General features: G+C 34.9%; 10 protein-coding genes. 2 read left to right on the top strand and 8 right to left on the bottom strand.

All coding sequences use genetic code 11. The features are described from left to right. Nucleotides 1-3,090 carry a hypothetical protein gene (locus QSV08_RS10045; protein ID WP_324028248.1) on the bottom strand — a complete coding sequence of 1,030 codons (3,090 nt, stop codon included), beginning with the start codon at nt 3,088-3,090 and terminating at the stop codon, nt 1-3. Between the two features lie 287 nt (nt 3,091-3,377). Between QSV08_RS10045 and QSV08_RS10040 the strand changes: the two genes are divergently transcribed. Together QSV08_RS10040 and QSV08_RS10035 are read left to right on the top strand one after the other, a co-directional pair. Next, nucleotides 3,378-4,544 carry a response regulator gene (locus QSV08_RS10040; protein ID WP_324028247.1) on the top strand — a complete coding sequence of 389 codons (1,167 nt, stop codon included), beginning with the start codon at nt 3,378-3,380 and terminating at the stop codon, nt 4,542-4,544. Between the two features lie 134 nt (nt 4,545-4,678). Then, nucleotides 4,679-6,907, top strand: coding sequence for an FUSC family protein (locus QSV08_RS10035; RefSeq protein ID WP_416382054.1), 2,229 nt, complete (start codon nt 4,679-4,681; stop codon nt 6,905-6,907). A gap of 41 nt (nt 6,908-6,948) precedes the next feature. Here QSV08_RS10035 and QSV08_RS10030 read toward each other — a convergent pair whose 3' ends face one another. The 7 genes from QSV08_RS10030 to QSV08_RS10000 form a co-directional block, all read right to left on the bottom strand. Next, nucleotides 6,949-7,980, bottom strand: a complete 1,032-nt coding sequence (locus tag QSV08_RS10030) for a hypothetical protein (RefSeq protein ID WP_324028245.1) — start codon at nt 7,978-7,980, stop codon at nt 6,949-6,951. Nucleotides 7,981-8,127: 147 nt separating this feature from the next. Continuing rightward, the gene (locus QSV08_RS10025; protein ID WP_324028244.1) at nt 8,128-8,979 is read right to left on the bottom strand and encodes a hypothetical protein; all 852 of its coding nucleotides are present in this window, start codon (nt 8,977-8,979) and stop codon (nt 8,128-8,130) included. A 128-nt stretch (nt 8,980-9,107) separates the two neighbouring features. Next, on the bottom strand, nt 9,108-9,614 hold the full coding sequence (locus tag QSV08_RS10020; protein ID WP_324028243.1) for a hypothetical protein: 507 nt from the start codon (nt 9,612-9,614) through the stop codon (nt 9,108-9,110). Between the two features lie 40 nt (nt 9,615-9,654). Further along, nucleotides 9,655-10,284 (bottom strand): hypothetical protein, encoded by a 630-nt coding sequence (locus tag QSV08_RS10015; RefSeq protein WP_324028242.1) that lies wholly within the window; start codon nt 10,282-10,284, stop codon nt 9,655-9,657. Nucleotides 10,285-10,290: 6 nt separating this feature from the next. Next, entirely contained in the window at nt 10,291-10,734 is a 444-nt protein-coding gene (locus tag QSV08_RS10010) for a DUF1569 domain-containing protein (RefSeq protein WP_324028241.1), read from the bottom strand. A gap of 100 nt (nt 10,735-10,834) precedes the next feature. Then, nucleotides 10,835-11,413 carry a Crp/Fnr family transcriptional regulator gene (locus tag QSV08_RS10005; protein ID WP_324028240.1) on the bottom strand — a complete coding sequence of 193 codons (579 nt, stop codon included), beginning with the start codon at nt 11,411-11,413 and terminating at the stop codon, nt 10,835-10,837. A 118-nt stretch (nt 11,414-11,531) separates the two neighbouring features. Further along, the gene (locus QSV08_RS10000) at nt 11,532-12,455 is read right to left on the bottom strand and encodes an NAD-dependent epimerase/dehydratase family protein (RefSeq protein ID WP_324028239.1); all 924 of its coding nucleotides are present in this window, start codon (nt 12,453-12,455) and stop codon (nt 11,532-11,534) included. Between the last annotated feature and the right edge of the window lie 3 nt (nt 12,456-12,458).

Below are 12,458 nucleotides of genomic sequence, written 5' to 3'. Positions count from 1 at the left end.
CTATTTAGGATTACCGATATAACTGTTAATCTCAAACTTTATGTACTCATATCCTTTTCCTTTAAATGGCTGTGCTTGCTGCATACCATGTTCCAATTTTCTATTGGGGAATAATTTATCTGCTATGGCTTTATTAGGCGAACCGTTTACAAAGCAATTTTCTAAACTACTGCTTACAACAGCTAAACTATCAAGGTCTAAGGGTTTATAATTAAAGAACTGCTTACGCTGTATTCGTACGCCTTCGGTTACAAACTTATGATCTACCCAAAGTAACTTGCCCTCTGCATCATAATACGAGATTATAAGCTGCGGTATAGTCACTTCTTGCACGCCAGAATTGAACAATACACCATTGAAACCTTGATCTGTGTAGACCAAATCTTGTAAAGCAACATGCTTGTACAAATCGGTGTTGGCAGTGTTACCTGCAGATTGCAAGTTGAATTTTGTGGGTTGTTCTTCGAAACTAACAGGCGTAAACTCGTCGGGATTAAAAGTTGGTGGTAGGGTGTCTTTAGTAGAAGACCATGCAATACCTTCAAAGTTAATTTTAAACGTTGTCGTTTCTTTCGGCATCAACTTATGCTTAATTTGATGCTTGGCGTTGTAATTCGCTAACTCTTTATTATAGTCATTATACAAGGTTGCTTTAATGACTATATCTGCTGGGGTATTGTCTACATTTTGTAATTCACCGATGATACTGAATTGCCCTTTGTATTTTACCAGTTTAGCCGATAATATTTCTAGAACTGGCTGTTTTAAAACATCTTCATGGTAGGTTTCTTGAGTCGTAATTTTTCGTCTACCGTGGTTGTAATAGGTGGTGCCGTTTGCAGTAAACAGTTGATCTGGCGGAATGTCATTATCAACTTTTGATGATTTTACGTACCACTTATTTTTTCGCTTTACCAGTTCGTGGTGGTCATTATTGAATACATTTTCTAATGGAGTAATCCACCTTGTTGAGACCTTCGCTTTTGCGCTATTTTCGGTTTCATCGTAAATTTCTATACCCAAAGAATCTAGTTTAGCATATGAACTTAAGATTCCGTCGGTCACTGATACTTCTAGCATATACTGAGCTATGTCAATATGCTGCTCTGGATCTATATAGGAATGTGCTCTAGAGAATTCTTTAAAATCTAAGGCGTCATAATAAGATTCTACCACATTGTTGGGTGATAATTGGGTAACATTTTTAACGTAAAAGATGTACATACCATAGCCCATACAAATCAATATTAACAATGCCCACCAGTGCGAGAATGTCAAAAGTTTTGATGGGAATTTTTTATACGGCAGTTCTAATTTCATAAATGAATGAACTGGTACTTTTTTGGACTTTAAAAGCCGTACCCATATCATTTGAATGTTCACGAAAATAGCAATCAGGACTGTCGATAACGGAATAATACCCCACATAATTTTCATTATGGTAGGTACATCTTGCTTGGGCATTATTTGCGGTATGGGTGCCACATTCAGCTTCTCCCAAACCATAATTCCGTTTTCTAATTGCTGCAGCCGTTGCCAACCACAATAGTATAGAATAGGGTCATAGAATTTATCGTTTGAGAAAATGTACTTTAAATTATATTTTTCTGGTACGGTCAAAAATTGCTGTAGTGACCCTATACCCTCAACACCTCTAAATTTGGAGTTTTCTATTCGTTCTATCGCTCTGGTGGTCAATTCGGGTAATCGCCGTGCAGAGTGGTAATTACCATCAACGGTCATTGCGCCCGTTTGTGCAGAAAGCCATGCCATTTGATCCCCAAAACCTAGCGGTAAATAACGCCAAGAATCATGCGAATCTGCCCCTAGAAAGTTGACAATGGGCAGCATCTTTATTTTATCGGGCTGCGAGGGTCTAAAATACCCCAATGTCATGGTAAATAGTACCATAAATAACATTCCGCCAGCAATCAATCCGCCTAAGACCCTATGATAAACTCCGCCGAATCTTTCTTGAATGAGCACTTTTAAATCACCTTCTACCATTCGGTAGGCAAACTCTGCGAATATGGGGAGTGCCATAATGGTTGCCCATAACGTAAACCTATCCAAGGTAAGAATATTAAAAGCCATTTCACCCAACATCATACGCGGAATAGGGGTAGTGCCACCAGTTCCTAAGATTGTTAATAGCGCAAATGATAATCCGAAGAACACATATCTTTTGCTAAAATATCTGTAAAAGAAATAGGGCAGAATAAAAAGAAATACTCCCCACGGAATTATGAAGAAAACGAGTCCCGATGAAGTTATTTCTAAGAAATTATCTCGTGACCCATGCGGTATTGCTACTTGGGTAATAGGGTTTCTTTTAGAGTTGTACCAATACGGAAATATACAGAATATGAGTAAAAATATTGCCGTACCACCAAACTTGGCTATGCGCCAAAAGTGCTGTAAAGTAGTTGCCCAAAATACTTTAAAAGTTAGCGCTTTGTATGATTCAACTTTTTCTCTAGCGGCATCCATAACCGCCATACCCATTAAAGGAGCTATGAAAAAGACCATGCCAAAAAGCGGAGTTACATGATGAGAGGTTACCGTTACGGCAAGCATAGTTGCCGATGTAATAAAATACCGCGTTTTACCTGTTTTGATATACAGATATATTTCGGTCATAGAATGCAGCAGTATCGATAATGCCGAGATGCTAGGTAACTGCCCAAAAATATGAAGCGTCTCTATAAAAGTGGATGAGAAAACTGCCATAACAGCACCATATCCGGCTATGCGCCGGCTGCCTGTCATTAAAAGAGTGAACCTATATGCACCGGTAATAAATAAGACGATTGCAATTAATGCAACGGTATACATACCAAATTTTAAACCACCAATGTAAGAGAGAATACCAATAAGTTGATGTACTAATGGTGGGTAAGACTGTACTGTAAAGCCCGTATACCATCTATATTCCCAAGGATCAAACCAGCTATTGGCATAATGATCGGCGAAAAATAAATGAATTAATGCATCGTAGGTAGATTCTAACGTAAAGAAAATAGCAGAACCGTGAAAAGCTAGCCCCACGATCAAAGCTAATATTAAGAGGGTATTGGTTTTTTTTTCCAAAGGTTAGATTAGAATCAAATTCTATATAAAGGTATTAAATATATGAGATGATCAATACATTTAAAAGGGATTAGTTAAAATTTTAATAATAGAATACCTACAATATGCTGTTCTGTAATTAGTAAATCGAAAAAAATGAAATGTTATGCGTTTTAGAAATCGTTCGTTATCTAATGTTAAAAACCACTCGTCTACAGTAAACAGTTAACCATCTTGTTTGACCTCAATATTCGTTACATGGCAAGTAAATTTGTAACCGTAAACTATACATAACCAAAACCAAACGCATGAAAATTCTAGCCATAGACGACCAGAAACTTATTCTACTTTCTGTTGAAAAACGATTGTCAGAATTAGGATATGAAGTACAAACTGCCAATTCTATTGAGTCGGGTATACAGTTATTCAACTCATTTAAACCCGATTTGGTTTTACTTGATATGAATATGCCAGAAATGTCTGGTACAGAATTGGTTTCGTGTACCGGTACCGAAGTGGTGAAATATATACGTGTATTCATGAAAAATGATACGCCTATTCTCGTAATGTCGGGTAATACAGATGAAAATCTAATTATGCAGAATTTTGATTTAGGGGTTAATGATTATCTGAAAAAACCGGTAAGCTTAGATGAAATGGCTGCTAGAATAAAAAGAATAATCGGTGCACCTGAAAATAAGGGAGTAGTAACTGCGAAAAAATCTGATACACGTATACTTCAGAAGAATTGCGTAGGTGTCGTTATACCTTGTTATAATGAAGAAGAACGCCTTTCTAGTGAAGAGTTTAAAGAATTTGCAGATAAAAATGTTGGATACCATTTATGTTTTGTGAATGATGGCAGTACTGATAATACATTAGCTGTTCTTCAGAAATTAAAAGAAGATAATCCCGATAACATAAGTATTTTTAATTGTAAGCAAAATGGAGGTAAAGCAGAAGCTGTTCGCCAAGGAATTCTACACTTAGTAAAAGATCAACAGTTAGATTATATAGGATTTTTAGATGCTGATCTATCGACAGATTTTAGAGATTTTGATGATTTGGTAAAAACTATCGAAAGCTCAGATTTTAAAATAGTAAGTGGTTCTCGTATCGCAAGAATGGGTGCTAACATTACAAAAGAATCTGCTCGTAAAATAATTAGTCTGTCAATCAACTTAATCATACAAACTATTTTAGGCATGCCTTTTAAAGATACCCAATGTGGTGCAAAAGTGATGGATCGAGAGATTGCCTCTAAAATGTTCAACAAGAAATTCATTACTAAATGGCTGTTCGATGTAGAGCTATTCATGAGAATGAAAAAGTATTATGGTAAAACTGCTGTGAAAAGCATGATTTGCGAGCAACCTTTAAAAAGATGGATACATGCCGATGGATCTAAACTGTCTATAAAAGACTCGGTTAAAATTGTAGGTCAACTAGCGCAAATCGCTGTTCATTACAGATAATTATATTTTAAATATAGCCTCACATTTTTTAAGATGTATAAAAGGTGTTGAGATTTCATTATCTCAGCGCCTTTTGTTTTTATGTAGTCAATGCGTCTTACCGCCAAAGTGTATCTTTGTACCTGATTCTATAGGTGTTGAACAAAATTCAAAATTTTATTTCTGTTTCTTTAAAAGAACTACTGCAATATTTGGGTAGTACTAATTTTTCTAAGTCGGTACTGACTGTAGTTGCGGTTATTACACCCTTGTCAATTGGTATTTCTACGGGGTATACCGAAATAGGCGTTGCCATATGTTTTGGTGCTTTTTGGTGTAACCCAAGTGATGTTAACGGCAGTCAAAAACATAAAGTTTACGGTATACTTTTTTCGGCGGCTTTGGTAATGGTCGTTAGTTTTATTGGTGGGTATTTACACTATGCTACTTGGCTTGCCTTAATTATTTTGGGTGTAGCCAGTTTTGCTATTTCGCTAATATCATCTTATGGTTTTAGGGCTTCACTTATAAGTTTTTCAGGACTTTTAGCTTTGGTTTTAAGCTTTGCCCATACTCCCGATAAATTGAAGATTTACGAATATGCATTGCTAGTAGGGCTTGGCGGACTCTGGTATTTAGCCCTGTCTTTATTATGGTATAAAATAAACCCGAAGGGGCAGACCGAAGAAATTTTATATGATACCATAGGGCGTACCGGTAAACTTCTAAAGAAACGTGCGCAGCTAATAGATGAACAATCTAATAGAAAAAAATTACAACAGCGATTGTTTCTGCTGCAAAGCGAACTTACAGAACAACATGATACACTTCGTGAAATTCTTATTCTATCGCGTAAAAACTCAGGCAGGTCTACCTACAATGGTAAGCGGGTTTTGGTATTGGTGCAATTAATTGAAATGCTGGAAACTGCAGGTGCGAATCCGGTAAACTACACAAAGATGGATGAGCAGTTTAAATTGTATCCAGAATTTACCAAGTTGTTTCAAAACCTGACTTTTGAAATGGCCAATCAACTGAAATTGATTTCAGAAATTGGTAACAAGCCGAATCGAATGCCAAAGCACGATGCGCTAACAAATCATTTTGAAGAATTAAGAATTAAGATTTCTGAGCTTGGTACTGTAAAAGATGCAAAGGCGTACGAGGCTTTTATAATGTTTCAGAATTTGTTAGAATATCAAGAAAAGCAATTCGACAAACTTAAAAGAATGAAGTGGTTGCTTAGTGATCATGATGTAGCCTCAGAAGAATTTATAGATAAAGAAATTTTAAAACGTTTCTTGATATCTCAAGATTATAGTCCGCGAATATTGTTACGAAACCTCAGTTTCAGGTCTACCATATTTCGACACTCTTTACGTTTAGCGGTTACTTTAATGATCGGATTTGTGGTAGGCAATGTGTTTGAATTTCAGAATCCGTATTGGATACTTTTAACCATCATATTAATTATGAGACCTAATTATGGTCTTACAAAAACACGATCTAAAGACCGAACTATGGGTACCATAATCGGTGGTGTTATTGCTACGGTCATTGTATACTTAGTACAAGACGTGTATGTATATGCAGTATTGGCATTGATTTCATTTATAGTTGCGCTATCAATGCTACAGAAAAACTACAAATTGTCTGCGATATATGTAACCTTAAGTATTGTATTCATTTACGGAATTTTACAGCCCGATGTAATGACCGTAATTCAATACAGAATTTTAGATACGCTTGTTGGTGCAGGATTATCATATTTGGGATTTCTTTTTCTATGGCCCAGCTGGAGCTTTCAAGAAATACAAAAAGATGTTACCAAAAGTGTTGAGGCAAACAGAATGTATTTAGCTGAAATAGCAGATTTTTATATACACAAGGGTAATGTGCCTACCAGCTATAAATTGGCACGTAAAAGCGCTTTTCTAGAAACTTCGAATTTAAGCTCGGCATTTCAGCGTATGACCCAAGATCCCCATTCCAAACAAAAAAATCTGAATAAAATATATGAGCTGGTAGAGTTGAACCATAATTTTTTATCATCTCTGGCATCATTAAGTATCTATATTCAGCACCATACCACCACAGAGGCTTCAGAACGTTTTAATAGCATTGTTTTCAAGATAGATGAAAACCTTAGTTTGGTAATGCAAGCGCTTACTAATAGCATTGCTACTGGCAATGAGCCAAATTTTGAAGAAGTTGGTTCTTTTGAGAAACAATTGCCCAAGTTTGAATCGGAAAATGTGAATTTAAATGCTGAGGATAATAGTGCGTTAAAACGAAATCATCAAGAAGAACAACTAATTTGGGAACAATTGCGCTGGTTATATTCCTTAAGTTCTACGATGATGAAGTTGACTTCAAGTTTGTAAGAAGTTTTGAAAGAAATAATTCCCTATAGATTTTTTACATCTTACTGAACTGTATAACGCACCAAAACTTCATTGTCCAAAACTACATTTGTAGACCAAATGAATTCTGCATCATGGTTTGTATCATCAAAAATAGAAGTAAAATTGGTGTAAGCTGACTTATTATCTACTCCAATACCTTCGTTTGTAAAGGTGGAAGCTTTTGGCCAATTAGAGTCGTCAAAGTTAGTATTCATCCAATTGGTAGGTAGTTGCCAATGTAAGGCGTAAAAGTTACTACCATCTTGTGCGCCAGTATCATCGCAATTTGTTGAATAGCGGTAAACACCTTCTTCAGAGGTACAGCTTAAATCAGTTATAGGGGCAGTGTAAAATGTCTGAGCTTTCCAGTCTTCATTGGTAATAGCTACAATCTCTTCTTTATCATTTTTGACAACTGCTACCATCCCGCCATCACCTGCATGATAAGATTTACCTCTATTTTCTTCGCAACCCACACCAAGGTGTTCTTCCCAGTCTACCAATTTCATGGCCATAGTAAATGGTTTTTGAGCTTTGAATTTTACAAAGTTAGAATTGAACTGTGTAAAAGGTACTTTGTCTTTACCGACAGGTATACCATTAACATACATTTCAAAGTAGTTATCTGCAAAAATATATGCGGTGTAAATTTCTCCATCAGCATCTATTTCAATAATATTCTCATCATTAAAATGAGATAGTGCTTCTTGTGCTGTTTCATAATTTTTTCCATCACATGTATTATGTAAATCTGCAGCAAACGGAAAGCTATTGTTTTTATAATTGGTTTCAGATGGAACTGTCCATGTTTTTCCGTCAATAGAAGTAATTTCACCCACAGCGGTTTTTCTACCTTTATCACATGAATATAATTCTTCTATAGTAGTGGTAGCGACACCTTGGGTTACGCTTGCAGTACCTTTGTACGTTTCCGATTTTGAAGAATTAGTCGATTCATTTGCTTTTGCCTTAGATTTGTTTTCAGCGCAGCTATTTAGTAATATAAGCGATACTAGCAATGTTAACTTATTTGTGATTGTCTTAATCTTCATGAGTATTTTTTTCAGAAATTAAATGTATAAATCTTTACAGTTCTAACAAACTATAAGGATATCAATTACCTATTATTTCTTAAATAGAAAATTGCAAAGCAAGCCATATGTGTTCATGCTATTTGATGAGAGTATTATCAAAATATTTTATTCTTCGGAAAAATCATTCTTCTTGAATTCCGCACTTTTTGTTTCTAGGTAAGCCCAGATTTCTGCCATATTTCCTGAGTTGGATAATGCATTAAAATCAGGTTGAGAAAGGCAATAGGTGAGAAAGCCGTTGACGTTTGATTCTGGTATGCCAAAATTTTCTGCTATTGTACGCTTTGAGAATTTATAAATGATTTCTTTTTCTAAATTCAGTTTTTCATCGCGCTCCACCATTTCTTCTAATGATTTGGTTCTGCCAGAAACTTTGTTCATGATTTTATGGGTGTTTATTGATACACTTAATGCTGCATATCCAAGCATTTCAAATACCTTCCCATATTCATCAGTTGTAACTAGTCTTACATATTTTCCTCTATCAGCCTCTTGCAACAACCTTTCACTTTGGGTCATTTTGGTAACATCTGCATTTTGTAGCCCTAAGGAATATGATGTTACGGTGGGTTCTATTTGTAATCTATCTATATCTCTGTCAATATCTCCGGTTAAATTATAAGGGGTAACCGTTACTTCATTTAAATCAATAATATTGTCAACGAGTTGAATCGTTATTAAACTACTATTTATGTGAGATTCGCTTATTACTATTTCTTTTGGCAGGTATTGCACGGCAGTAATACGTACCGAGTCTTTTAACTTCACCTCGATAGAAAACAAACCTAGGGAGTCTGTTATGGTAGATCTTTTAGAATTGAGATTAACGATTAATACATTAGAGACATCATTTTTAGTGCTTGAAACCTTACCTTTTAATAGGGTAGAATTATCTTGACCAATCCCTGAAAACGAGGCTAGTATAACTATAAGTAAGAATAGTAAATGTTTCGGCAATGGTAGTGTTTGTGCTAAAAATACTACGCCTTTATTTAAAAATTGACAAGATTAAGTTAAAACAAGAATACTGATTATTAATGTTTTAGAATTGTTTAAGGTGATGTTATCGCTATTTATCTGAAAGATTATTGTTTATAGCGTTTGTCTTTTTCGAGCGTCCAAATGTTTAGGATAGTACCTTTAAGAAGGTTAATGGAATCTGGTTTTACCAATTCTATTTCTTCTATACTTGTTGTAGCTATATTGATTTTTTTACTTTCGAATAAGTAGCCATCAACATAAACATCAGTTTGTTCATCTAAACCAAAGAAGTTGTTTAATTCTTTTTGCGTTTTAACAGCAGGACTATTAAATAGTTCAAATGATACAATACCAAATTCAGTTAAATTGTAAAATTCGGTACCTGCTCTGGTTGGTTTTTCTTTAAAAACAGAAACTTCTTTTATCTTACTTTTTATACCTTCTTTAGTAGCACCTAATGAGTTTAGAAGATTTTCATTTCCAATCACATTTGGGACTATTAAATAGGTGATGTTTGTAGTTTTTGCTTGTGGTAGTTTATTAAAGTCACCTTGAGCAAACATACCTGATGTTAGCAAAAAACTTAATAATGTGATAGTAATTTTGCCCATATCTAAAAGTGTTAACTACCATGAATATATGAAATATAGATTATAATTTTTTTAATAACAATACATGTGAGATGTAAACGATGGGCACTATACAGGTGGGCAAGAAACTAAAAGGAAATTCTAAAAGAGCCAAATTTGGCTGGTCAAAAGCGAATTGCTGAATGGGTAGCGGAGAAGATAATATGGCAATTATAACTATGACTGAAAGTAATAATAGTCCGATAACATTCCATAGAAAAAAAATCTTCCGTGCTAAGTTCTTCTTTTTTACGAGTTGATAATTTAGAATAACAACGGCAGATATCCCAATTAAAATATCAAAATTCCATCCTGTAAAAGTCATTATTTCGGGAATTTGACCTTCAATAAAAAGTTGATACAAACATAATTCTACTGGGATTCTAACAATATGTATTCCTATTAAATAGCGCGTGTTTAGCTCTTTAATTGAAATCATCTTGAACCCTAAAATGGATAGTAGGGTAGTAGCGACAATTACTAATGGGAATAATAGGGGCTTTTCTTTAAAGACTTCATAAAATGCTAAAAATCCTGTTACGATTTGCCAAATAAAAAATATAATAACGACTCGTATGTTTTTACCTGTTCCCTTATAAAATAAGAACAAGGTCAAAAGGGTAATGAGTAAGAATATTGCTTCTAGCATCATACGCTATTATCTACCAAATTGTCTTAAATGATGATCGGTATGTTTGTATACAAATATGCCAATTTCTTCATTGGTCATTTTTCCGAAGAACGGATGAATGAAATTGGAGTTTGAAAAACCGTTATAAACATTTAGTAAACCAATCCATTTTTCCTTTTCAATGTTGAAATCTCCCGTTCCAGATATTTTAAATTCCGGATGCGTAGGTTGATTCTTTTTCATCGGAAGTTCATTTTTCATGATTCCCTTCAACGCCATTCTGCCAAACAACCTGCCAATGAATAGCCTTTTATACTCCTTTTTGCCTTGAAACAGTTCTTCGCCCAACGTGCAATGTTTTAGCATTTGATATGAATCCATTTTTCCCCATTGCGCATTGTCAGATGCTTTTAATGTTTGAATTCGCTCAATTAATTCGCTGTTAGTGTTCTTATTGAATATGGTTTTCATAAAGTGGTTTTATATTATTTGCCTATTGAACAGCCGTGGCTATAAGACAAATATATGTGGCACTTTCCACTAAAAAGTTGCCCTATGGCAAAAACGGACTTTACGATGTAATTTCTTTACGAATGCGGCTTAACGAATACTTCGTAATACCTAAATACGTGGCAATATGTTGTAACGAAACATTCTTAAAAATGTGAGGTTTCTCTTGAACTAGCTGTAGATAGCGTTCTTTTGCTTCATCTGCAATGAACGATACCCGCTGATTTTTAAGTGCAAAATAACTGCTGACCAATTTTTTACGACCTTGTTCTCTAAAAGGTTCAATACTATGAAATAGCTCTTGAAACGTATCAAAGTCTAATTGCCAGCAAACAATATCAGTTAATGCCTGAATGTTCTCTCTTGTAGGGTTGCGAAGAAAAAAGGAAGACCAATCTATAGCGATTTCCCCTTGCCCATAAAAGTCTGTAGTAATATCGTTGCCCTTGGTGTCATTAACAAACGACCGGGCGAAACCGCTTTCTATAAACCAATAGTGGTTTTCAGTTTTGCCTTCTTTCAAAAGATATTCGGTTTTAGAAAAGCTTACTTTTTTGAATTTAGGAATAATGATTTCCAATTCGCTTTCTGAAAAAGTAGTAGGGGAGAATATATTTTTAAGGAAGTGTTCGTCTTGCATTTTAAATGGTGGTTTTTAAAATAGAATACTGCTGATTGATTTATTTCTAAACTACTTATAATTTGCTTTTGACCAATTACTTACCTAGTATTATTTTGTCGTTTTTTAGTTCAGTAGGTTAGTGCTCATTTTTAATTTGCTCAATACCTTCTAGATACGTGGTTACCAAAAAATCTGGAAATCTATTTTTAAACTTGGTTGAAACGAATATGTTATTACTCTTATATCTTGGTAGCAATTCTTGTAATTCTTTCATTTGTGTTTTGAAAATACCACCTATTTTAAAAGCGATTTTGGGTACTACAGCATAGGTAAATGATTTGCCATATACATCAGAAGTTAAAGCGATAAACTGTTTATAGGTAAGCCGTGAATCATCGCAGGGTAAGTGCCAGGTTTGATTATAGGTGTCTGGTGTGTTACCAATTAAAGCCATTGCCTTACTGGCATCTGGTGTCCATATTAATGTTCTTAAGGTAGCGTCGCTAATAAATACTTTTAATTTTTTGCCTTGCTTTATATTATCAAAAATGATGGCGTTGGTAATACTCTGCGTTTTATCAGGACCATAAAATTCTGGTGCTCTACAAATAACTGCTTCTAAATTATTTGCAGCCATTTCATCTAAAAGCATGGTAGTAATTTCTGCTCTTACTTTTCCTTTTTGTCCCACAGGTGCAAATCCGCTTTCTTCAGTTAACGGATTATCGTTTTGCGCATACATATAAGTATTGTCAAAGAACACCAATTTTGTATGGTGCTTTTTGCATGCATCGATGACATTATGCATCATTATGGGAAATTGGTCAACCCACATTTTAGTGTTCATCGGTAGACCAACAGTTAGGTAAGCAATTTCACTCCCTTTTACAGCTTCTTCGGTTTTTTGCTTATCTAATAAATTAGCAGAAAAAAGCGTGTCGGTATCGTTTACTTTTTTCGGATTTCGACTAACGAGTCTGATGTCAGAAGTGTACTTTTTTTTCAACTCTTTCGCTAATTCTATAGCGATTTGACCGTTAGCCCCAAGTATCGTTTGCATCTA

This window comes from Maribacter sp. BPC-D8, assembly GCF_035207705.1.
Classification (GTDB): Bacteria; Bacteroidota; Bacteroidia; order Flavobacteriales; family Flavobacteriaceae; genus Maribacter.
This window is presented reverse-complemented; position numbering and strand designations above follow the sequence as displayed.